Annotated in this window: 18 protein-coding genes, 1 other RNA gene and 1 pseudogene; 13 read left to right on the plus strand and 7 right to left on the minus strand. The window is 67.4% G+C overall.

Annotated features, from left to right (window positions below):
- Window positions 1–55: 55 nt before the first annotated feature.
- Together AC6CH2_RS01630 and AC6CH2_RS01635 are read right to left on the minus strand one after the other, a co-directional pair.
- Window positions 56–457, minus strand: a complete 402-nt coding sequence (locus tag AC6CH2_RS01630; RefSeq protein ID WP_498267647.1) for a hypothetical protein — start codon at window positions 455–457, stop codon at window positions 56–58.
- A 238-nt stretch (window positions 458–695) separates the two neighbouring features.
- Entirely contained in the window at window positions 696–866 is a 171-nt protein-coding gene (locus tag AC6CH2_RS01635) for a hypothetical protein (protein ID WP_498267648.1), read from the minus strand.
- 296 nt (window positions 867–1,162) lie between these two features.
- Here AC6CH2_RS01635 and AC6CH2_RS01640 point away from each other — a divergent pair.
- From AC6CH2_RS01640 to AC6CH2_RS01660, 5 genes and pseudogenes are all read left to right on the plus strand, one after another.
- A pseudogene (locus tag AC6CH2_RS01640) lies at window positions 1,163–1,291 on the plus strand (ESPR-type extended signal peptide-containing protein); the annotation flags it as partial.
- 525 nt (window positions 1,292–1,816) lie between these two features.
- Complete coding sequence (locus tag AC6CH2_RS01645; protein WP_498268186.1) at window positions 1,817–7,876, plus strand: beta strand repeat-containing protein; 6,060 nt, start codon at window positions 1,817–1,819, stop codon at window positions 7,874–7,876.
- Between the two features lie 167 nt (window positions 7,877–8,043).
- On the plus strand, window positions 8,044–8,478 hold the full coding sequence (locus AC6CH2_RS01650; RefSeq protein WP_498267649.1) for a transposase: 435 nt from the start codon (window positions 8,044–8,046) through the stop codon (window positions 8,476–8,478).
- A 182-nt stretch (window positions 8,479–8,660) separates the two neighbouring features.
- On the plus strand, window positions 8,661–9,113 hold the full coding sequence (locus tag AC6CH2_RS01655) for a hypothetical protein (RefSeq protein ID WP_498267650.1): 453 nt from the start codon (window positions 8,661–8,663) through the stop codon (window positions 9,111–9,113).
- A gap of 90 nt (window positions 9,114–9,203) precedes the next feature.
- Window positions 9,204–12,278, plus strand: coding sequence for a winged helix-turn-helix domain-containing protein (locus AC6CH2_RS01660; RefSeq protein WP_498267651.1), 3,075 nt, complete (start codon window positions 9,204–9,206; stop codon window positions 12,276–12,278).
- Between the two features lie 499 nt (window positions 12,279–12,777).
- Here AC6CH2_RS01660 and AC6CH2_RS01665 read toward each other — a convergent pair whose 3' ends face one another.
- On the minus strand, window positions 12,778–13,038 hold the full coding sequence (locus AC6CH2_RS01665; protein ID WP_498267652.1) for a hypothetical protein: 261 nt from the start codon (window positions 13,036–13,038) through the stop codon (window positions 12,778–12,780).
- Between AC6CH2_RS01665 and AC6CH2_RS01670 the strand changes: the two genes are divergently transcribed.
- A complete protein-coding gene (locus AC6CH2_RS01670) occupies window positions 13,013–13,897 on the plus strand; it encodes a hypothetical protein (RefSeq protein ID WP_498267653.1) in 885 nt (294 codons plus the stop codon). The genes AC6CH2_RS01665 and AC6CH2_RS01670 overlap by 26 nt on opposite strands.
- A 162-nt stretch (window positions 13,898–14,059) precedes the next feature.
- On the opposite strand, the gene ssrA is transcribed toward AC6CH2_RS01670, so the two are convergent.
- Window positions 14,060–14,413, minus strand: a transfer-messenger RNA (tmRNA) gene (gene ssrA, locus AC6CH2_RS01675).
- A gap of 203 nt (window positions 14,414–14,616) precedes the next feature.
- Entirely contained in the window at window positions 14,617–14,988 is a 372-nt protein-coding gene (locus AC6CH2_RS01680) for a helix-turn-helix domain-containing protein (RefSeq protein ID WP_031373591.1), read from the minus strand.
- A gap of 186 nt (window positions 14,989–15,174) precedes the next feature.
- Between AC6CH2_RS01680 and AC6CH2_RS01685 the strand changes: the two genes are divergently transcribed.
- The 3 genes from AC6CH2_RS01685 to AC6CH2_RS01695 are packed head-to-tail and all read left to right on the plus strand — an operon-like array spanning window position 15,175 to window position 18,233.
- Window positions 15,175–15,498: a hypothetical protein gene (locus AC6CH2_RS01685; protein ID WP_435394846.1), complete on the plus strand. Its 324-nt coding sequence runs from the start codon at window positions 15,175–15,177 to the stop codon at window positions 15,496–15,498.
- Window positions 15,498–15,953, plus strand: a complete 456-nt coding sequence (locus tag AC6CH2_RS01690) for a hypothetical protein (protein WP_498267654.1) — start codon at window positions 15,498–15,500, stop codon at window positions 15,951–15,953. Before AC6CH2_RS01685 ends, AC6CH2_RS01690 begins: the two co-directional genes overlap by 1 nt.
- Before the next feature lie 54 nt (window positions 15,954–16,007).
- Window positions 16,008–18,233 (plus strand): CHASE domain-containing protein, encoded by a 2,226-nt coding sequence (locus AC6CH2_RS01695; RefSeq protein ID WP_498267655.1) that lies wholly within the window; start codon window positions 16,008–16,010, stop codon window positions 18,231–18,233.
- A 305-nt stretch (window positions 18,234–18,538) separates the two neighbouring features.
- Here AC6CH2_RS01695 and smpB read toward each other — a convergent pair whose 3' ends face one another.
- Window positions 18,539–19,051: an SsrA-binding protein SmpB gene (smpB, locus tag AC6CH2_RS01700; RefSeq protein WP_435394849.1), complete on the minus strand. Its 513-nt coding sequence runs from the start codon at window positions 19,049–19,051 to the stop codon at window positions 18,539–18,541.
- Between the two features lie 355 nt (window positions 19,052–19,406).
- Here smpB and AC6CH2_RS01705 point away from each other — a divergent pair, with 355 nt between their 5' ends.
- Window positions 19,407–19,889: a type II toxin-antitoxin system RatA family toxin gene (locus tag AC6CH2_RS01705; protein ID WP_435394850.1), complete on the plus strand. Its 483-nt coding sequence runs from the start codon at window positions 19,407–19,409 to the stop codon at window positions 19,887–19,889.
- Window positions 19,886–20,167 (plus strand): RnfH family protein, encoded by a 282-nt coding sequence (locus tag AC6CH2_RS01710; RefSeq protein ID WP_498267656.1) that lies wholly within the window; start codon window positions 19,886–19,888, stop codon window positions 20,165–20,167. Before AC6CH2_RS01705 ends, AC6CH2_RS01710 begins: the two co-directional genes overlap by 4 nt.
- Window positions 20,168–20,262: 95 nt before the next feature.
- Here the strand turns inward: AC6CH2_RS01710 and AC6CH2_RS01715 are convergent, their stop codons facing one another.
- Entirely contained in the window at window positions 20,263–20,664 is a 402-nt protein-coding gene (locus tag AC6CH2_RS01715) for an outer membrane protein assembly factor BamE (protein WP_498267657.1), read from the minus strand.
- 220 nt (window positions 20,665–20,884) lie between these two features.
- Between AC6CH2_RS01715 and fur the strand changes: the two genes are divergently transcribed.
- Window positions 20,885–21,286: a ferric iron uptake transcriptional regulator gene (gene fur, locus AC6CH2_RS01720; protein ID WP_435394852.1), complete on the plus strand. Its 402-nt coding sequence runs from the start codon at window positions 20,885–20,887 to the stop codon at window positions 21,284–21,286.
- Window positions 21,287–21,294: 8 nt separating this feature from the next.
- The gene (locus AC6CH2_RS01725; protein WP_498267658.1) at window positions 21,295–21,807 is read left to right on the plus strand and encodes a DUF2199 domain-containing protein; all 513 of its coding nucleotides are present in this window, start codon (window positions 21,295–21,297) and stop codon (window positions 21,805–21,807) included.
- Window positions 21,808–21,820: the final 13 nt, after the last annotated feature.

Below are 21,820 nucleotides of genomic sequence, written 5' to 3' on the forward strand. Positions count from 1 at the left end.
CTCGGACGTCTGATCGGACCGATCGCGACGTAGCCGCGGCATGCCGCTGCAGCACTCAGCGAGGACGCCGGTGCGGAACCTCTTCGACCGGCTGGCGTTGGGCGTTCACCGACAGCAGCGACAGCAATTCCTCGACGCGCGCGTCGGCGAACATTTCGAATGGGGTGCGGTAATAAAACTGCGCCAGCGGATAGTTCATGAACCAATACAGCATCTGCTCGGAATTTTCATGGTTGGCCCGGGCCGCCGACAGTATCCGCACCAGGTTGCGCAGGGCCGTCTGCAGCCGGGCCGAGCCTTGCTGGGTTTTAGCGGCCATGCGGTCTTGCGGGTTGGATATGGCGTTCAGGTCCTTGGCCCGGATACCCAGCGCCGCGATCACCCGTTTCGGCGATATATGGATCGAGCCCGGCACCCGAAGTGAATCCATGAATATCTCGAACTCGGCTTCGGTCATGACGGTCTCGTAATGGGCGCGCGTGCACGGCCGGGCGGCGGCGGAAGGTTCCGGTCAGCAACTGCAAAGCGAGCCGACGCTGGCCGTGAAGGCCGGCATGCCGGTGGGGCGGTAACGGGGTAGGGCGGGCGGTCACGCTAGGCGCAGCGCCCGTCGCCTAGTAGCGTTCATTTCGAGACGTAACGCTTGTTGGGAAACATCAATTTTTTTTCTCGGCGATCTCTCCAGTGGTTTTGGGTCACGTTTCCGTGTGACTGAAGTCACTATTTTCAAGCGCTTTCCTGCTGGGCTCGCCGATGTCTGCCTGCGGCAAGGCTTGTCCCGCAAAGCTTTGAGCGACCGGGCTTGCGGCGCGGCTGCGTTCAGCTTTGTGGTCGAGCAGGCCGTCTGCAGGCGGCGAAGAAATCATAAAAAAAATATATCTCCTTAGATGCCCGCTTCGAGCGGCCGGCCTAGTCTGGCCGCCACAGGGACAAGCGACGCGGCCGATTGGCTGGCTGCCCGGCGGGATTCGATGGCGCCTCGCCATCGGCCACGCCCCGGGCGGCCCGGTTCGAGCGATCGAACGGCAACACATCGGCATTCAAAACCCTCCACTACACGGTTCGCTCTTAGTCGGGCGTGTCAACCGCGGGCGAATATCGGTTCGAAATCGATATTCAACTTTTGAAATCGATTCGCCGGGACGGCGAAGGGGAATGACCGATGAACTTTATTTACTGCAAGGTGTGGAGCAAGAGCCTGGGGACCTGGGTGGTCGCTTCGGAATTGGCGAAGGGCGGCAAGAAAGCCAAGGGCGGCAAGAAAACCGTCGGCGCCGTTCTTGTGTCTTCCTTTGTATTGCTGTCTTTGGCTGGATCTAATGCATTCGCCGACACCCTGACCCCATCAGGGTGCGCTGCGGTCGATAGCACCTATACGCCCAGCACCCCAGGCCGTGATCCGGGATTTACCGTTGCTAACGGCATAACCGACGGCAGCGGCGATTACTCGATAGTTACCGGCTGCAACGCCAACGGAGGCGGGTTCAACGCGGTCACACTGTTCGGCGGGGGCTCGAGTGTCACCGGGCATGGCGGAAGCGCGTTTGGGTTTCAAGCTAAGGCCGGTCAATGGGGTACGGCATTAGGTATCGATAGCGCGGCCACTGCAATCGGGGCGACCGCAGCAGGTTTCGGCAGCTTCGCGACCGGATCCAATAGCGTAGCGATCGGTGGCGCAATCAGTTCCGCCAACCTTCCGCACACCGCAGCGAATGCGGTCCGTGCCGAGGGGTCGGGCTCGATCGCGATCGGTTCCGACGGCACCCGCGGCGCGCAAACCAAGGCCGTGCTGAGTATCGCCATCGGTGGCCAGGCGATGACGACCGCAGCGGCCATCGGGGGCGTCGCCCTCGGCAACGATACCGAGGCCAGCGCGACCGGCGCTGTAGCTATTGGTGGCGACGGAACGGCTGTAGGCGCCCGCGCCCGAGCCAGCAATGCACTGGCCATCGGCGGTCAATCTTCGGTCGCGGCTGCAGGCACCTCCGGCATCGCCCTCGGCCGCGGCGCCACCGTCAACGGTGCCTTCGGTATCGCCCAGGGCGATGGCGTCGTGTCCGGCGCAACAGGCCGCAACGTCGCCATCGGTTCTACCGGCACCACCGCCAACAGCAGCAGCGCCATCGGCGGCGCCGTGGCCATCGGCCGCGCCCAGACCGCCAACGGCAACGGTGCGGTCGCCATCGGCGATCCGAATACCGCGACCGGCACCGGCGCGGTGGCGGTAGGTGCGGACAACAACGCCAACGGCCAGGGCGCCGTGGCCCTAGGCAACCTCAACACCGCGACCGGGCAGGGCTCGGTGGCCCTCGGCAATTCGAGCTCGGCCGGCGCCGCCGGCGCGGTCGCCATCGGCGACGGCGCCTCGGCCGGCATCGCGCGCAGCGTCGCACTAGGCAGCGGTTCGACGACCGCCGCCGCGGTCGGTACCGCCAGCACCGTGATCCGCGGCACCACCTACAACTTCGCAGGCACCGCGCCGACCAGCACGGTCAGCGTGGGCACGGCCGGTGCCGAACGCACCGTCACCAACGTCGCTGCCGGCCGCCTCAGCGGCACCAGCACCGACGCGGTCAACGGCAGCCAGTTGTTCGCCACCAACCAGGCGGTGCAGGCGGCCGGCGCCGGCTTCGGCTTGACCGCGCAGGGCGCCAACGGCTCCAACGTCGACCCCAGCGAGGCAGTCGACCTGCGCAACACCGATGGCAACATCGCCGTCAGCAAGATCGCGGGCGACAACAACGTCAACTTCGACCTGGCCGACGACATCACCGTCAACAGCGTCACCGCCGGCGCCACCACGCTCAACAGCACCGGCCTGACCATCGCCGGCGGCCCGAGCGTGACCGCGGCCGGCATCGATGCCGGCGGACAGGTCATCACCAATGTCGCCGCGGGCGTCGCCGGGACCGACGGCGTCAACAAGAGCCAGCTGGATGCGGTCGGTGCGACTGCGAACGCGGGCTTCAATGTGAGTGCGCAGGGCGCCAATAGCACTAACGTGGCTCCAGGCGAGACCGTCGACTTCAACAACAGCGACGGCAACATCGTGGTCAGCAAGACCGGCGCCGACGATAACGTCGCCTTCGACCTGGCCGACGACATCACCGTCAACAGCGTCACCGCCGGTGCCACCACGCTCAACAACACCGGCCTGAACATCGCCGACGGCCCGAGCGTGACCGCGGCCGGCATCGATGCCGGCGGACAGGTCATCACCAATGTCGCCGCGGGCGTTGCCGGGACCGACGGCGTCAACAAGAGCCAGCTGGATGCGGTCGGTGCGACTGCGAACGCGGGCTTCAATGTGAGTGCGCAGGGCGCCAACGCCACTAACGTGGCCCCGGGCGAGACCGTCGACTTCAACAACAGCGACGGCAACATCGTGGTCAGCAAGACTGGCGCCGACGATAACGTCGCCTTCGACCTGGCCGACAACATCACCGTCAACAGCGTCACCGCCGGCAACAGCAGGCTCGACAACACCGGCCTGGTCATCACCGGCGGCCCCAGCGTGACCACGGCCGGTATCAATGCCGGCGGCCAGGTCATCAGCAACGTCGCCCCGGGCGTCGCCGCGACCGACGGCGTCAACAAGAGCCAGCTCGATGCGGTCGGCGCGACCGCGAACGCGGGCTTCAATGTGAGCGCGCAGGGCGCCAACGCCACCAACGTAGCCCCGGGCGAGACCGTCGACCTCAATAACAGCGACGGCAACATCGTGGTCAGCAAGACCGGCGCCGACGATAACGTCGCCTTCGACTTGGCCGACGACATCACCGTCAACAGCGTTACCGCGGGTGCCACCACGCTCAACAACACCGGCCTGACCATCGCCGGCGGCCCGAGCGTGACCTCGGCCGGCATCGATGCCGGCGGCCAGGTCATCAGCAACGTCGCTCCCGGCGTCGCCGCGACCGACGGCGTCAACAAGAGCCAGCTCGATGCGGTCGGCGCGACCGCGAACGCGGGCTTCAATGTGAGCGCGCAGGGCGCCAACGCCACCAACGTAGCCCCGGGCGAGACCGTCGACCTCAACAACACCGACGGCAACATCGTCGTCAGCAAGACTGGCACCGACGACAACGTCGCCTTCGACCTGGCCGACGACATCACCGTCAACAGCGTTACCGCCGGTACCACCACGCTCAACAGCACCGGCCTGACCATCGCCGGCGGCCCAAGCGTGACCGCGGCCGGCATCGATGCCGGCGGACAGGTCATCAGCAACGTCGCTCCCGGCGTCGCCGCGACCGACGGCGTCAACAAGAGCCAGCTCGATGCGGTCGGTGCGACCGCGAACGCGGGCTTCAACGTCTCCGCGCAGGGCGCCAACGCCACCAACGTGGCCCCGGGCGAGACCGTCGACTTCAACAACAGCGACGGCAACATCGTGGTCAGCAAGACCGGTGCCGACGATAACGTCGCCTTCGACCTGGCCGACGACATCACCGTCAACAGCGTCACCGCCGGTGCCACCACGCTCAACAACACCGGCCTGACCATCGCCGGCGGCCCGAGCGTGACCGCGGCCGGCATCGATGCCGGCGGTCAGGTCATCACTAATGTCGCCGCGGGCGTCGCCGGGACCGACGGCGTCAACAAGAGCCAGCTCGATGCCGTGGCCGGCGGCTCCACGACGCTGGGCATGAACTTCACCGGCAACGACGCGACCGCCGGCGATGTCCATCGCGACCTGGGCCAGACCCTGTCGATCCGCGGCGACGCGACCGCCGCCGGTAGCTACAGCGGCGACAACATCCGAACGGTGACCGACCCGACCACCGGCGCGATCAACGTGCAGTTGGCCGATTCGCCCAAGTTCGGCAACATCATCGTCAACGACGGCGGCACCGGCAAGATCAGCGGCGTCACCGCGGCCGATCTGAGCGCGGCGAGCACCGAGGCGGTCAACGGTTCGCAACTGTTCCAGACCAACCAGGACGCCGTGGCGCTGGGCAATCGCGTTACCACGAACGAGAGCAACATCGCCGCGCTCAACAATGTGGTCGGCCCGACCGACCAGGCCTACCAGGACGCCAACGGCCACGGCGTGCGTTATGTGCGCACCAACGACACCGGCTTGCCCGAGTCGGATGCCTTCGCGACCGGGGCCAACTCCACCGCGGTCGGCTATAACGCCCAGGCTTCGGCCGAAGAGACGCTTGCGATCGGCGAAAATTCGCTCGCCAACCAGCTCAGCGCCATGGCGATCGGTTCCGGCGCGCAGGCGACCGGGGAGTACGCCATTGCCTTCGGCGATAACGCGCGGGCCAGCGCCGATTTCGCGCTGGCCATGGGCGACCAAGCCGAAGCCGGCCGACAGGCGGTGGCGGTTGGCGCCGGCGCCAACGCCAGCGGCTCGCTCGGATCGGCGTTTGGCACCTTCGCCACCGCCGCGGGTTTCCGATCGACGGCCGTGGGTAACGAAGCAAACGCCGCGGCGGATTCGTCGGTTGCCCTCGGCGTCAATAGTCAGGCTACTCACGCCGGCAGCGTCGCGCTCGGTGCCAATGCAATCGCCAACGGCGCTACCCTCGGCACCGCCGCCTACGTGCCGCCGGCCTCGACCTACGCGGTGGCCGGCACGGCGCCGGTCGGTGAAGTGTCGATCGGCAGCGTAGGCAGCGAACGCCGCCTGACCAACGTGGCAGCGGGCGCGGTCGATACCGACGCGGCCAACATCAGCCAGCTCAAGGCGGTGGACAGCAAGATCACTTCGTTGGGCCAGGACTCGCTGCTGTGGGACCCGACCGCGAACGGCGGTGCCGGTGCGTATAACGCCAACCACCTCGGCACCGGCCCGAACAAGATCGTCAACGTCGCTCCGGCCGAGCTCAGCGCGACCAGCGCCGATGCGGTCAACGGTTCGCAATTGTTCCAGACCAACCAGGACGTGGCCGCGCTCGACAGCCGCGTGACCACCAACGAAGGCGACATCGCCAACCTCGACAACCGCGTGACCACCAACGAAGGCGACATCACCAACATCAAGAACCAGATGGGCCCGACCGATCCGGCCTACCTGCAGCAGAACGGCCGCGGTACGCGTTATGCGCGCACCAACGACACCGGCCTGGCCGAGGACGATGCGCACGCCCAGGGCGTCGGTTCGACCGCAGTCGGCTACAACGCCACCAGCTCGGCCGCCGATGCGGTCGCGATCGGCCGCAACAGCCAGGCCAGCCACGCCGGCAGCGTCGCGCTCGGTGCCGGTTCGGTCGCCAACGGCAGCACGCTGGGCAATGCGGCCTACTTGGTCGGCGGCACCGCGACCGGCGAGGTCAACGTCGGCAACCGCCGCGTGACCGGGGTCGCCGCGGGTTCGGAAGACACCGATGCGGCCAACGTCGGCCAGCTCAAGGCGGTGGCGACCAGCGCCACCCAGGCCGAGCAGCGTTCGGTGAAGTACGACTGGAACGACCTCGATGCGGACGGCGAGATCGACCCGGGCGAAGTCGACTACAGCAAGGCGACCCTGGCCGGCCTGACCAGCACCGACGGCGGTGTGACCGGCGGCAGCAAGATCACCAACCTGGCCCAGGGCGAGGTGTCGGCCACGTCGACCGATGCGGTCAATGGCGCCCAGCTCTACAACGTCGCCGGCCCGAACGATGCGACCTACATCAGTCAGAACGGCCGCGGTACGCGTTATGCGCGCACCAACGACACCGGCCTGGCCGAGGCGGATGCGCATGCGCAGGCGGCGGGTGCGAGCGCGGTGGGCTACAACGCCACCGCCTCGGCCGGGAACGCCGTGGCGGTGGGGCGCGATTCGGTCGCTGGCCATGCCAACTCGGTCGCGCTCGGCGCCGGCTCGTCGACGACCGCCGGTGCGCAGAGCGGCTACAACGCGGCCTATGTCGGCAGCAGCAACTCGACCGGCCAAGTCCAGGTCGGCGGCCGCACCATCGGCGGCGTGGCCGCGGGCTCGGCGGCCGACGACGCGGTCAACGTCGCCCAGTTGCAGGCCGGCGTCAGCGATGCGGTGACCCAGGCCAATGCCTACACCGACACGCGCGTCGACCAGATCGCCGGCAATGTGGCTCAGTACGACAACCGCATCAGCGCGGTCGAAGGCGACGTCAACAACGTCAAGAACGGCTCGGCGGGTCTGTTCCAGGTGAGCCAGGACAACACCACGGCCCCGACCGCCAGCGGCGCCAATGCCTCGGCCGGCGGCGCGGGTGCGGTGGCTTCGGGCACCGGCAGCACCGCCCTCGGCAGCGGTGCGATCGCCTCGGCGAACAACGCCGTGGCCCTGGGCGCCGGTTCGGTGGCCAACCAGGACGGCACCGTCTCGGTCGGTTCGGTCGGTAGCGAACGCCGGGTGACCAACGTCGCGGCCGGCAGCGCCGATACCGACGCGGTCAATGTCGCGCAGTTGAAGGGCTTCACCACCGGCGGACTGCAGTACGACAAGAACGCCGACGGCAGCAACAACACCAACAGCCTGACCTTCAACCCGAACGGCACCGGCCAGACCACCCTGCACAACGTTGCGGCCGGCAAGGCTCCGACCGATGCGGTCAACGTCAGCCAGTTGGACCAGGCGGTGGTCACCGCCAACAGCTACACCGACGGCCAGATCGCCACCGTCCGCAACGACGTGTGGAAGCTCGATGCCGACGTCCGTCGCCTGGAACGCAACATGCACTCGGGCATCGCCACGGCCATCGCGATCAAGCCGGCGCCCTACGTGGCCGGTAGGACGACGTACTACGCGGGCTTCGGCGCCTACAAGAGCGAAGCGGCGTTCGGCGTCAGCCTGCGGCGCACCGCAGACAACGGTCGCTGGAGCCTGGAGGGCGGAGCGTCGAGCAACAGCGACGGCATCGGCGCCTACATCGGCGTGAGCGGCGTGCTCGGCGACTGAGCAGGTCGCGTTTCGGCCCGTTTTGCGTCGAATGCAAGGCGGGCCGGTTGCCGCCCGCTGGCTCGGCCGGCACGGCGTTTCGCTCCACCTGCGCCGCGAACTTGCGGCGCGGGGTGTTGCCCTGCCTTCGCAGCGCACCCGCAATACCTTCCATCGGAGTTTTCGGTATGACCTTATCCTTGGTCGAATCGCGGCAGTTCCAGCTCACCGACGAACAATGGCGCATCGTCGCCTCGTATCTTCCCCGCCAATATCAGGCGCGGATCATCAACAACACCGGCGACTACCGCGCCTTCATCGAGGCGGTGCTGTGGGCGGTTGAAAATAATGCGCCGTGGACCAGCGTTCCTCAGGGATACGGCTCGTGGCGGGCGATCTACGTGCGTTTCCTGCGCTGGTGCGAAGGCGAGCACTGGATCGCGGTGGAGCGGGCGATCGGCATGGACAGCCGCCTGGCCGCCAGCCTGCGCGAGCGCGTCGAACGCTATCGCGCGAGCAATCGCTGGCGTCGCAAGCGGACCAAATCGTCGGCGGCGACGTCCGACGCGGAGCGCGAGCTCGGCGGCATTGCCAGGCCCTGGGGAATTTTGAAGGCCTGCTGAGCCAGGTTCGACGCCTTCGGTGTTCTCGGTATGCCGCAACCCCGTGCGGCGTTCAGCGGCGCCCCGACCGGCCCCCAGGCTCGCGGGCCGCTTTGCAGTGTTGCGTCGGGCCGATCCCTCCCTCGCAGTTCGCGGACGGTTCGACGCTCTTTTCGTGGCCTGGCCGGATCTGGTAGCCGCCGATGCTTCGGCCACCGATCGGGCGCTGCGCGAAGCGACAATTTGATCGATCGAAAACCACCCATGAAGAAATCGCCGTCTCCAGCTTTCTTTACTTGGCCCTGGTCGTCTTTGCTCTGTATTCCATCGGCGATGCTCACGCCACGGCCATCGACGGCATCGAATTCGTCGACAGCGGTTCGACGTCGAACGGCCCGGCCGTGAAGGCCGCCTCTGTCCAGCCTGCGCAGTCGCCTGCCCACGAGCGAACCTGGTCGGCGAGCGATATTTGCGAGCAGCGCGCGAGAGGGCGGTGCGAGCGTGCGGATCAGCGTGACCGGGGCGACCTGGATTTGCCGGGAACGCCTGTACGACACTTGTCCTGTGACCGAGTGCGTGAACCGGCGAGACCCGCGCGACTTCGTCGTACTGGCTTGCTGAGCAGGGCGGACTTGCATTCGCGCGACCTCGGCTGAGCCCCGGCAGCGACCTTCGGGAAGGCGTTCGGCGCCTCCCGAGCGCCGATGCACCGCGGGACTTGCCGAGCACGAATATCGGCCGCATGATTGTTCAGCATCTTTACCGCCAACGGCCGCTCGGATGGCCAAGACGGCGATGCGCGAGCTACTCCGGTACCCGCGTCCAACGTTCCTGACGATCTTGCGCCGCACAACGGCGACACCAAGGTAAAGAACTCGATGACGACGCCATGGCCCGCGGATGCCTGGTACCTGCAACTGGCCGATCTGACCATCGATCTGCGTTTTCGCCGGCTGATCCATTCCGGCCAGAGCCTCGAGCTGCCGCAGCGGGTGTTCGACCTGTGCTTGCTGTTCCTCAGCGAGCCCAACCGCCTGCATACCCGCACCGAGCTGTTCGACCGCTTGTGGGCGAGGACGATCGTCGAAGACACCAACCTGTCGCAGAACGTGTGGCTGCTGCGCAAGGCCCTGGGAGAAGAGCGCAAGAATTGGATCCGCACGGTGGCCAAGAGCGGTTACGTATTCGAGCCGCCCGGGCCGGTGCAATGGTTCAAGGAATTGCCGCCGGCTCCGCAACCGAGTGCCGCAACGGCCATCCACGGTCGGCAGGCCTTCTTCGAGCCTTCGCAGCGCGATCGCGCTGCCGATACGCTGGGCCCGTCCGACGAGCGCGCAGAATCGACGGAGCCGGCAGCGGGCCCTCGGTCGCTCGGCTTGGTAATGGAGCCGATTACTCCATCCATGCTTCCATCGCCGGTCGCCGCGACCGAGGCGACAACCGTTCGACCGCGCAGTTTGCGAGGCAGCCTGCTCACCTGGGCCTTGGTCTCGTTGGGCTTGATCGCGGTCGTCACTGCAGCCGTGCTGTTCGTCCAGCGCGGGGATCGATCCGCCGCCGGCAAGCGAGAGTTGGCCGTGGTCTTGGTCGTGATCGAGGACCAGAACCCGGCTTCGCGATGGCCGGCCAAGTTGCTGAAGGAGTGGCTGAGCTGGAAGCTGGGCAGCCTGCCCGAGGTCAATCTGCTCAGCGAGGGCGACCTGGCCGCCGGCAGCGACCCGGCCTTGAGGGTCGTCTTGCTGTCGTCGGTGCGTTCTCCCGACGATCCGAAGCGGCTGAGCGTGTACGCGCGCTTTCAGGAGAACGGCAAAGAGAAACGCATCGAGGTCGAGGGCGAGCCGTCCGACATGCCGGCCCTGATCGATTTGGCGTCGAACCGGATTCTCGCCCGCCTGCTGCCTGGGCGCGATGCGCCGTGGCCCGTGTTGCAGTTGACTGCTCAAGCTGCCAGTCGGTACGAACAAGCCGCACTGGCCATCGAGCGTCGCGACTGGATGGCGGCGGCCGCGATCGGCAATGAAGTGATCAAGACGGCGCCGCGCTTCGGGCTGATGCGCCTGCAACTGGCGCAGGCGCAGGCGCGGTTGGCGCAAGGGGCCGCCGCCAGCGCACAGATGGAGCTCGCGGCCAGGTTGCTCGCGAACGCGCCGGCCGAGGCGGTTGCGTTGCTGGAGGCGCAGCGATTGGCGATCGATCCGCGCCGCGAACAGGATGCGCTCGACGCCTTTTCTGTTTTGGCCGACCGGCATCCCGACAAGACGGCCTACCGGCTCGAGTATGCGCGGCTGTTGATCCGGGCCGGGCGGGGCAAGGACGCTCTGTCCCGGCTGAGCGGCAAATCGGACGATCTCGGCACGATGGGGGCCAGGGTCGCCACGCATTTGATGCGAGCGGAAGCTCATTGGGACCTCGGCGATCCGGCACAGACGCGGGCCGAGGCGATCGCCGCCGAACGCCTGACACACGACGCCGGTGCCGGCTGGACCTTGGAACGCGCCGATGCCTTGCTGTTGGCGGCGCGCGCCGACAGCTTCCTGTTTCCCGAGCGCCCCAGGCCGGCAGGGTACGAGCAGGCGGCGACGCTGTACGAACAGGGCGGCAACTCGACCGGCGCGTTGCTCGCTCGCGTGCGCGCCCGCATGGCCGGCCCCTTGGTCGGCGGCGAGGATCCGGCCCTGGATGCGTTGCTCGCGCGCGCCAATGCCGGCGGCTACCACCGCCTGGAAGTGGACGTGCTCGTCGCTAGCGCAGACCAATACCTGAAGGCCGGCGATGTCGATGCCTATCGTGCGCGGTTGTTGCAGGCGGCCGCGGTCGCCCATGCCTCGGGCGATCTGCTTTCGACGGCGTTGTTGGACATGAGGTTGTTGCAGAACGATCTGTTGACGGCCCGCTTCGAGGAGGCGGCCGCTCGCAGTGCACGTCTGCGCACGACGGAGGTGCAAGGCCGCCTGGGAATGCTGTCGGACCAGTTGGCGGCAGCCTTGGCCTTTCAGCTGGGGAAGTACAGCGAGGCCTTGGCGATATTCGACCGCGCAGAGCGATTATTGCCGCCCTCGTCGCCGGGGCAGCCGGTGTCGGAAGCGCATGCGCAACTGGCCTGCGGACGCGCAGCCTCCCTGCTTGCGATTGGACCGCTGTCGTCCGCGCGTCGCGAAATCGCAAGCTGCTCGCAAGGAGACAGGCTGCTCCTGCGCGGCCTGGTCCTGATTAACGGGGCGATCGCGGATGCGCTGGCCGGCGACCGCGTCCAGGCCGCCAGGCAATTGGAGCAAGCCGAAAGCACCATGCCGAGCGGGCCGCCGGACAATTGGATTCATTTGATCGACGTAGCGAGCTTGGCGACCCGCCTCGGCGAGACCGAGAAGTCCGAGCGCATTTACTCGCAGTTACTGCCGCAATTACAGACCACCGGCTATACCTTGTTGATCGCCCAGGCGACGATCGGACTCGCCGAAAACGCAGCGGCTCGCGGCGAGTGGGCGCGCAGCCGTATCCATGCCGCCAACGCCCGTAAACTGATTCCGGGCGATATCTGGGTGGTGAGCAGCCGCTTGGATCTCCTCGCCATAGCCGATGCGCGCGAGCGAGGCGACCGGCGTGCAGTCATTTCGCTGGCGAGCCGATTGCACGAGCGTGCCAGGCAACTGGGCGATGCCGCCGTCGAGACGGACCTGCATCGGATGTTGGAGCCGGGCGCTTTCGAGAACGATTGCAGCACCGCCGAGCGCGAAGCCTTGATCGCGCGCACCGGTATGCGCGGCATCGACGTCGCTTGGCTGATGCCTGCGGGCGAGGCGGCTCGAAGCGCCCTGCGCTGAGCGTTGCGCGATACGAGCGGGCACCGGCCCGGCGGGCTGCAGCCTTGGCGTGGCATGAGGCGCTCATCTGAGCGCGATCGTGCACCGCGCTCGACCTCGGCGGCCTGGAGGCCGTCCGCCAAGCGGGCAGGGGCGCCTGCACCGATCCTCACTCCTGTGGGCACTGGCGAAAGACGCGGCAACGACACGCTTGGTGCCGTCGTTTCCGACGTCCGGGCCATGGCTCGCGCCGGGTCGTTCGAGAAGCGTGAACGCCCGATGCATGGATTCGCTTCCGGCATGCGAGCGAACGCTTTTTTTATTCTCTCCGGGGCGGTGTTCTCTGTATCGTTCGGCTCGCGGTCGGGCTCCGTGATGCGGCGCTCGTGAACGCTGCGAAGTGTCCGGGCCGATCGCGCCGCAAACCTCGCGCCCATACAAGGGATGCGGCGGCTGCGGCGCATGACGAGCTGTCGAGATCGAAAGCGACGAGACGCCACGGCTCTTCGCTGAGGTGTTTTTATTCCCATGAATTCGCTTGCCGGCTGCCGCGCAGCTCGGGCAATCGTTTCGGCTGCGCGTTGTCCCATTGCGACATCGTCGCGATGACATCGGATCGAGGTTGGATGAGCAGGACGGGTTGTCCCCAGGAACGCAGGCTGCATATCGCCGCATCGTCGATCGCGGTGGCGGCGACCTTGTCGATCGGTGCGCTGCTGTTCCGCCCGGTTCCATTGCCGACGCCAGCATCGCCGATGGACGCGGTGCTGATCGAGCGCATCGTGCGGGCCGATCCGGAGCCTGCCGATGCACCGCCGGTCGTCCAGCCTTTCGCCCCGGGTCCTGCGATCGACCAGCCCTCAAGCGCACGGACCGAGCGGGTGCGCGAGCCGGGAGATGCGCCGCACAAGCCGACGCCCGCCGAGCCGACACCGCTCCAACCGAATGTCGCCCTCGCGTCCGCGCCGCCGAACCGTTGGCTGCTGCCCGACCGTTTCAGCCTGCGCCCCCGCAACGCGCCGGCCGACCCGGCGCCGGCACCGAAACCGCGCGCGCCGGGCGACCCGAGCGAACGCAGTCAGTACTACGCCAAGAAACTGCTCGAACGCAGCAGTCCGCTGGGGGAGCAGCCGCCCCCGCTGCACGACTGGTTCGACGACGCCAAACAAGGCGGCAAGGGCCGGACGATGTCCAAGCGAATCGCCGAAGCCCTGTACGGCAAGGACATCCAGTCGGCGCAGGCGCGCCCGCCGCCGTCGGTGCGGTTCCGTCCGGAATTGCATGGGCGGCCGTCCGACCTCGGCAGCGAAGCGACCGGCGATGCCTACAAGGCCGCGGCCGTCGCATACGAAGCCGTGCCCGGACTCGAAGGCGAAGCCAGCCGGCGTATCCGCGAAACCATCGAGCTGCTGCTCAAGTTGCCCACGGGCTGCGAGCGGCAAACCGTGGAAAGCTGGTTGGCGCCCGCGCGCAAACACCTGACCGAGTTGGAGCGCGCGGAATACGCTTACGGCCACGGCGCCGACCCGATCCGCCGCGAGCACATGCTGCCGCGCGCCGCCGACACCGCCTACGACCAGGCCCGGCGGGCTATTGCCTATGCCGAGGGGCGAGTGGCGGGGTGTGGGGTTGGAAACTAGTAACGAGTAACGAGTAACGAGAAGTGAGGGTGAGGGTGAGGGGGCGTGTGGAGTGGCGGCGCGATGCGAGGCGGCGAGGGCGGGGTGTTCGTTTGCCATGGACACAAAAAAAGCCGGAAACCGCGAGGTTTCCAGCTTCATTTGCGATCCGTGGATCGGTATTGGTGGAGGTGGGCGGAATCGAACCGCCGTCCGAAGGCACTCCATCCCCGGCACTACATGCTTAGCGCTCCGTTAGATCTCGCCCCCGAACAGCACGGCGCGCAAAGCGCATCCAGGAGCCAGCCTGTTTTGAGTTGACCGGGTGCTGACAGGCAACCACTCCCGGCGATTCCGTGATAATGACCCTACATTGCGAGCACGGACACAAGCAATTTCGGGGCTTACGCCTTAAGCGGCGAGAGCGTAGTTGTCGTCGTTGGCAACTAAAAGTTTGCAGCTGGATTTACGAGGAAAGCTACCCCCTCGGCATGCGCCAAGTGATTTCGCGACCCCCGTCGAAGCCAGTGCACCCCCGGGGACAGCAACATCGCTGACGCGTTCAGTATAGGGGCTGGCGGCGCGTTCTCAAGGGTCGCCGTGCGACGACGCACCGGCGATTCAGATAGCGATCCGGGCGCGCGGGCGGCTCGCGCGCCAGCAGTGCGGGCGCAGGCGCGGCGCCGAGCGGCGGTCTGGCCTTGGTGCACGGCGAACCGCGGTGAGGCAGCCGCGCCGGCTCAGTTGCCGTCGAGCAGTTCGATCAGGGCGCGGCGCTTCTTGCGCGAGAGTTTGCGCATCAGGCCCATCAGCCGCAGTTCGTCGGGGTCGCTGTATTTGGCGGCGTTTTCGCGCACCGACAGCGATTTGCCTTCGATGGTGCCGCGGCCGGTCGCCAGCCATTCGAAGCTCACGTGTTGCTGCACGGCGATCTGCAGCATGCGCTCGAGTTCGGGCAGGGCCAGGCCGACCAGCCATTTGCGGGCGGTCTCGCGGCTGACGTCGTAGTAAGCGGATAGCGCGCCTGTGCGGGCCCGGCCTTTGGCGAATCCGGAAAAATCGAGGGCCTGGTGCAGCCGATTGGCGAATTCTTGGTGAGGCGCGTTGGTCATGAGGTCTCGCCGGAGCATCCTGCAGGGCTGAAACGTGGCGCCGCCCACCCTGGCTGTCGGCCGGGCGAGGATAGCGCAACTCATTGTTGCGTACGCTTCCCGAAATTGATCACTCTTTTTGGTCGTTGAAAAGACCAATTTGCGGTGGTAAGTTGACTGGGCATGGATGCCAGTCAGAGAACAGCTATGGAAGGCAGAGCGAAAAAGAAGGCCCGGCGGAGCGCCGGCAAGAGCAAGAAAGAAGCCGCTCCGCCGCGTCCGGCGCCGCGGACCCGGGTCGCGCGCAGGCGGGCGCGGGGCGAATCGCCCAATCCCATCGAACGCTATATCGCCTGCTTCGACACCGCCCGCGAGGCCGCGGCGGCGGCCGGGGTGTCGGCCGCGATGCTGCGGCGCATGCGGGTGCGCGGTTATGTGTCGACTCGGGCGCGGGCGCTGCTGATGGCCCAGGCCTGCGGGTTCCGGATCGAGGCCGTCGAGCTGATGGCCTTGCCGAAGGGAGAGGGCTGATGGCCGGGCCGGTGCAGGGCCTGGCTGCGGCCCTGCAGCAGCCGGCTGTACAGGAGTTGGCTGCGGCCCTGCCGCAGCCGGCCGTGCAGGAGTTGGCTGCGGCCCTGCCGCAGCAGGGCTTGGCCGCGGCCTTGCCGCAGCCGGCGGCGCTGGGCTTCGGAGTGTGCCTGGCGCTCGCGGCAGCGGGGCTGGCCAGTTGGTGGTTGCGACGGCGGCGGCTGCCCCCTTACGAGCGCCTCGCCCGGCGCGCCGACCGCAACGGCCGCGCGCTGCTGCAACTGGCCGACGAGATCGAGGGCTATCTGGTCCGCCAGCACGAGGCCGGCGTGTCGATACGCCAGCAGCGGCACTGGCCGCAGCTGTGCCGCCAGGTCGCGGCCGAGCACCTGGAATGCATCAACTGCCTGCTGCTGGAAGGGGTCTGGCACGAGGAGGGCAAGCCGCCCGAAAGTTGAGCGGCGCCGGCGTCGTGATGCCGTCACTACAAACCGGCGGGTATGCTTGCGGCGATGACGACGACCGACCCGGCCGCCCACGCCAGCCCCCCGAACGACGGGGTCGATTCCGAACTTTCCGGCCTGATGCCGCGCCGCGGCTATCTGCTCGCGCTCGCGGTGCTGATCGGCGCGCTGATCCTGGTGTTCACCGCATGGCGTGTCGCGCGCGACCGCGAGCTGCGCTCGGCGCAGGCCGAGTTCATCGGCCGGACCATGCAGGTCACCGAGCTGATCCAGCAACGCCTGGTCAACTACGAACTGGTCGCGCGCGGCGGCGTGTCCTTGTTCGCCTCGGTGCAACGGCCGACCGCGGCGCAATGGAAGGCCTATGTCGAAGGCATGAACATGCAGCGTCGGTTTCCGGCGACGTTGGGCCTGGGCTTCAGCGGCTACGTGCCGCAGCGGTTGCTGGTGCAGTTGCAGAGCGAGTGGCGCGACGCCGGCTATGGGCTGTTGTCGATACGGCCGCAGGGTCGGCGCGAGGTCTACGGGCCGATCCTGTACCTGGAGCCGAAAACCCCGGCCAACGTCGCCGCGATCGGCTACGACATGTACGCCGAACAGGTGCGTCACACCGCCCTGGCCGCGGCGCTGGATTCGGGCCAGGCCTGGCTGTCGGGGAAGATCCAGCTGATCCAGGACGGCGACCGCCAGAGCACCGGCATGCTGCTGGCCCTGCCGGTGTATCTCGGCGGGGGCCGTCCGCAGACCCTGGAGCTGCGGCGCGCGGAAATGCAGGGCTGGGTGTACGTGCCGTTCCGGATACAAACCTTCGTCGAGAAGGCGCTGGGCGACGCGCATGAAGACATGCGGTTTCGCATCTTCGACGAAACCGGCGGGCGCGACGAACTGCTGTACGCCAGCCCGAACCTCAAGACCAATACCACCGCCGCCTTCGTTCACCGCGCCGCGTTCGACATCTACGGCCGCACTTGGCGCATCGAATACGAATCGGCGCCGGTCGAGGAGGCGGTGCCGCGCCTGGAAGGCCTGCGCAACATGTTCGCCCTGGGCCTGTTCTCGGCGCTGCTGCTGTACAGCATCGCGCTGATGCTGGCGCGCACCGAGTCGCGCGCGCGCCGCATCGCGCTGCGCATGACCGAAGACTACCGCCGCAGCGAAACCCGCTTCCGCAGCGCGATGCAGTATTCGGCGATCGGCAAGGCCCTGCTCGACAGCGAGGGCTGCATCGTCGATTCCAACCCGGCCCTGGCGACCATCGTCGGGCTGGGGCCGGCGCAGTTGCTGGGCCAGCGCTTCGACAGCCTGCTCGAAGACGAGGACGTCGAACTGCCGGGCGGCGCCAGCCACACCGAAGAAGACGGCGTGCACCGGGCGACCCGCCGCCTGCGCCGCCCGCACGGTGTCGCGCGGCAAGTGCAGCTGACCTATTCGCCGGTGCCGGGCAACGTCGGCCAGGACATCAGCGGCCTGGTCCAGGTCGAGGACGTGACCGAGCGCTTGCGCGCCGAAGCGCGGGTGCACGCGCTCAACCGCACCCTGGAGGCGCGCGTCGCGCTGCGCACGCGCGAGCTCAGCCAGGCCAATCAGGAGCTCGAAGCTTTCGCTTACAGCGTTTCGCACGACCTGCGCGCGCCGTTGCGCGCGATCGACGGTTTCAGCCGCATCCTCGGCGAGAAATACGCCGACCGGTTCGACGCCGCCGGCAACGATTACCTGGCGCGGGTGCGCAAGGCCGCCGCGCGCATGGGCGATCTGATCGATGCGCTGCTGAAGATGTCGCGCCTGGCGCGCAGCGAGCTCAAGCACGAGTCGGTCGACCTGAGCCGGATCGCCGGCGAGGTGATCGAAGAGCTGCGCATGGGCGACGCCCAGCGCCAGGTCGAGGTGTCGATCGAGCCGGGCATGCAGGTGATCGGCGATGCCTCCCTGCTGCGCAACCTGCTCGCCAACCTGCTCGGCAACGCCTGGAAATTCACCCGCGACCGCGCTCCGGCGCGGATCGAATTCGGCACCGAGCAGACCGCGAGCGGCGTGCGCGAGTTCTACCTGCGCGACAACGGAACCGGTTTTCCGCAGGCCTATGTCGACAAGCTGTTCCGCCCGTTCCAGCGCCTGCACAGCGTCGAGGATTTCGCCGGCCACGGCATCGGCCTGGCCTCGGTCAAGCGCATCGTCGAGCGCCACGGCGGCACGATCCGCGCCGAAGGCCGCGAGGGCGAGGGCGCGGTGTTCCATTTCACCTTGCCGCACGACGGGGTGGGGCGAGCGGAGTGAGGTTGCGGAGCCGTGGCGCTGGGATGGGCCGCTAAGGCGGTGTGCAGGCCGGCTTGCGCCGTTCCCGCCCGGGGCTTCAGGCCGGCTGGATAAACGGCAACGGCCGGATCGGCTCGGGAGGCGGGATCGCCTCTCGTTTCAGTCCACTTCGGTTGGTCGCGGCTCACGCCGCTCCTACAAGAACGACGAGGCTCTCGTGCAGGAGCGGCGCAAGCCGCGACCGCGAACTTCACGCAACGGCGCAAACCACCACAGCCCGCGCAGGGCGGGCCGGGTGTCCGGTGCCGCGCCGGGAAGCGCCCGGATCAGGCGTCGCGGTTGTGCTTGCGCATCACGCGCTGCTTCTCGCGCGCCCAGTCGCGTTCCTTGCTCGCCTCGCGCTTGTCGTGGCTCTGCTTGCCCTTGGCCAGCGAGATTTCCAGCTTGACCTTGTTGCCTTTCCAGTACATCGCGGTCGGCACGACGGTGTAGCCGTCGCGCTGGACGCGGCCGATCAGGTTGTCGATCTCGTCGCGGTGCAGCAGCAGCTTGCGGGTACGGCGTTCCTCGGCGACCACGTGGGTCGAGGCGGAGATCAGCGGGCTGATCTGCGCGCCGATCAGGAACATCTCGTCGCGCAGGATGACGGCGTAGCTTTCGGTGATGTTTGCGCGTCCGGCGCGGATGGACTTGAGCTCCCAACCCTGCAGCGACAGACCGGCCTCGAAGCGTTCCTCGAGGTGGTAATCGTGGCGCGCACGCTTGTTCAGCGCGATGGTGCCGCCCGCGCTGCCCTTTCCTTTATCCTTGCCGGCCTTGTTGTTCGTATTTTTAGCCATGAGCGATTGTCCACGATCCGGAGGCGGTTTGAGTAGCCGTCTCCGGTTTTGAGTGAAGATCCACGATCCGGAGGCCGTTTAATAGCCGTCTTCGGTTTTGAATGAAGATCCACGATCCGGAGGCAACCGAAGCGGTTGCAGGCCTGGATTACGAATCGCGGTCCCGGGGCGGCGGGTTCGCTTAGCCCCACGATCCGGCGGCGACTCGGCACCACCCAGGCCCGCTGCCCGGCTACGATGCCTGTCCTGTAGCGAACTGTGGGCCTGCGACTCGAACTTTCCTGCCTGTTTGCAGGGCGGTCGATCCATCCATCCCGCTTGAATTCCGCCCCGCGGACCTTATTGCGATAAGTACATGCCTACGATCCGCCGTTCCGCCCTCGTCGAACACTCCGCCGCGCGCATGTTCGCCCTGGTCAACGATGTCGCCGCGTACCCGCGCCGTTTCGAGTGGTGCGAGCAGGCGCTGGTGCTCGAAGCCGACGAGGCCCACATGGTGGCGCGGCTCGACCTGGGCCTGGGCGCGCTGCGGACCTGGTTCACCACCCACAACAGCCTGTCGCCGCCGCACCATATCGAGCTCAAGCTGGTCGACGGGCCGTTCCGCAAGCTCGGCGGGCGCTGGGAGTTCCATGCCCTCGACGAATCGGCCTGCAAGGTCACTCTGACCCTGGAATTCGAGCCGGCGGTGAAGCTGCTGGGGCCGGCGATGGCGCTGGGCTTCCAGAGCCTGGCCGACCGCATGGTCGACGATTTCGTCCGGGTCGCCGATCGCGGCGCCGAACCGGCGCTGCCGTCGGTGACCGGGCCGAGCCCGGCCGTGAAGATCGAGCCGTGAAGATCGAGCTGATCCGCGCCTGGCCGCGGCGTTTCCAGGCGCTGAGCCTGGAGCTGGCCGACGGCGCCACGGTCGCCGAGGCGCTGGCCGCGGCCGGATGGGGCGCCGATGCCGAAGGGGCGGACGCCGAAATCGGCGGCTACGCCGTGTTCGGGGTCAAGGCGCTGGCCGACACGCCGCTGCGCGACGGCGACCGGCTGGAACTGCTGCGGCCCTTGCAGCTCGACCCCAAGGAAGCGCGCCGCCGCCGCGCCGCCGACCGGCCGCTGAAGAAATAAGCGCCCAACTGACGACGACGGCCCGGACGCAGGGCGGCCGGGCCGGCAGGGCGATTCGATGAAGCCGGCGCGACCGCGAGGCCGCGCGGCGGGGATCAGCGCCGGCGGCGCTTGTCCTTATCCTTGTCCTTGACCAGGTTGCGGCCGAACTGCTTGACCGAGGCGCGGGCGATCTGCTCGTCCTGCTCGGCGAAGTAGTCGCCTTCCCACTTGGTCAGGCTGTCGTTCTCGAACCACAGGGTCAGGTTCTTGCGGTCGGTGTGGCCGAGGCGGTCGACGCGCTGGGTCGAGGTGTAGTCCCAGCGGTTCTGGTGGAACGGGTCTTCGATCGACGGGGTGCCCAGCAGCAACTGCACCTGCTGCTTGGTCATGCCGGTCTGGAGCTGGTCGATCGCGGTCTTCTCGAGCAGGTTGCCCTGGTAGATCGGCTGCTTGTAGATGATGCCGCAGCCGGCGGTGAGCATGGACAGCGAGAGGACGAGCAGGAGCTTACGCATCGGGTAGGGTTCTGCGGCAGTCGAAGGCAACGGGGCCGATGATACACTGAAGCCCGTACCCACCAAGGGCGGATTACGGCGCGTGGAGGCCCCTCGCGTTCATCCGCCATTCCGGCCCAGCCAGCCCCGTCCGCTCCATGCGCAGCCGCCCGCGGCCACGGCCAGCCGGTCAACACCCAGGCACGGCGAACGCCGGCCGAATCGATCTGAAGGAACACTCATGGAATCGCAGGACCTGCGCAACGTCGGACTCAAGGTCACCCATCCGCGCCTGCGGATCCTGGAGCTGCTGGAGCAATCCAAACCGCGCCACATGACCGCCGAGGACATCTACCGGATGTTGCTGGAGAAGGGCGAGGACATCGGCCTGGCCACGGTCTACCGGGTGCTGACCCAGTTCGAATCGGCGGGCCTGGTGCTCAAGCACAACTTCGAGGCCGGCCAGTCGGTGTACGAGCTCGACCGCGGCCATCACCACGACCACATGGTCGACATCGACAGCGGCAAGATCATCGAGTTCGAGAGCGTCGAAATCGAAGAGTTGCAGCGCAAGATCGCGGCCAAGCACGGCTACGAGATCGAAGAGCACTCGCTGGTGCTGTACGTGCGCAAGAAGAAGTGAAGTCCGACATGTCCGGCGAGACGATGGTGCCGTGCTCGTGCTGCGGCGAACTGGTCGCGCTGTCGGACATGGAGTATTCGTTCACTTTTCCCGACGCCTACCACGCCCTCGACAACGCTGCGCGCTGCGCGCCGGACACCTTCTGCGACGCGAATTTCTGCGCGATCGGCGGCGGCCAGCTGTTCGTGCGCGGGGTGATTCCGTTGCCGGTCGAAGGCGGCGACGACTACTGCATCGGCGCCTGGGTCGAGCTGGCCGAACACGACTGGCGGCTGGCGCGGATGATGTGGGACGAGGCCGGCAACGACCGGGTGCCCGAGTTCGCCGGCACCCTGGCCAACCATATCCCGCGCGTCTACGAGTTCAGCACCCTGGGCCTGGAGCTGCGGGTGCAGCTGCACGACGACACCCGGCCCACTTTCCGCCTGGTCGACAGCGGCCATCCGCTCGAAGACGAGCAGCGCCAGGGCATCACCCCGCACCGGGCGGCGTTCTTCACCGGGTTGCCGGACCTCGACTGAGCAGGCTATCGAT

This window comes from Lysobacter sp. GQ73 (assembly GCF_059758755.1).

Coding starts and splice junctions, on each gene's coding strand:
- AC6CH2_RS01665 (WP_498267652.1), bottom strand. CDS start 13,038: ATGCGCTCGATCAGCACCGCGTCCATCGGCGATGCTGGCGTCGGCAAT.
- AC6CH2_RS01715 (WP_498267657.1), bottom strand. CDS start 20,664: ATGCGTAAGCTCCTGCTCGTCCTCTCGCTGTCCATGCTCACCGCCGGC.
- AC6CH2_RS01685 (WP_435394846.1), top strand. CDS start 15,175: ATGGAAGGCAGAGCGAAAAAGAAGGCCCGGCGGAGCGCCGGCAAGAGC.
- AC6CH2_RS01635 (WP_498267648.1), bottom strand. CDS start 866: ATGATTTCTTCGCCGCCTGCAGACGGCCTGCTCGACCACAAAGCTGAA.
- AC6CH2_RS01655 (WP_498267650.1), top strand. CDS start 8,661: ATGCTTCGGCCACCGATCGGGCGCTGCGCGAAGCGACAATTTGATCGA.
- fur (WP_435394852.1), top strand. CDS start 20,885: ATGGAATCGCAGGACCTGCGCAACGTCGGACTCAAGGTCACCCATCCG.
- AC6CH2_RS01690 (WP_498267654.1), top strand. CDS start 15,498: ATGGCCGGGCCGGTGCAGGGCCTGGCTGCGGCCCTGCAGCAGCCGGCT.
- AC6CH2_RS01695 (WP_498267655.1), top strand. CDS start 16,008: ATGACGACGACCGACCCGGCCGCCCACGCCAGCCCCCCGAACGACGGG.
- AC6CH2_RS01650 (WP_498267649.1), top strand. CDS start 8,044: ATGACCTTATCCTTGGTCGAATCGCGGCAGTTCCAGCTCACCGACGAA.
- AC6CH2_RS01645 (WP_498268186.1), top strand. CDS start 1,817: ATGACGACCGCAGCGGCCATCGGGGGCGTCGCCCTCGGCAACGATACC.
- AC6CH2_RS01705 (WP_435394850.1), top strand. CDS start 19,407: ATGCCTACGATCCGCCGTTCCGCCCTCGTCGAACACTCCGCCGCGCGC.
- AC6CH2_RS01630 (WP_498267647.1), bottom strand. CDS start 457: ATGACCGAAGCCGAGTTCGAGATATTCATGGATTCACTTCGGGTGCCG.
- AC6CH2_RS01680 (WP_031373591.1), bottom strand. CDS start 14,988: ATGACCAACGCGCCTCACCAAGAATTCGCCAATCGGCTGCACCAGGCC.
- smpB (WP_435394849.1), bottom strand. CDS start 19,051: ATGGCTAAAAATACGAACAACAAGGCCGGCAAGGATAAAGGAAAGGGC.
- AC6CH2_RS01670 (WP_498267653.1), top strand. CDS start 13,013: ATGGACGCGGTGCTGATCGAGCGCATCGTGCGGGCCGATCCGGAGCCT.
- AC6CH2_RS01725 (WP_498267658.1), top strand. CDS start 21,295: ATGTCCGGCGAGACGATGGTGCCGTGCTCGTGCTGCGGCGAACTGGTC.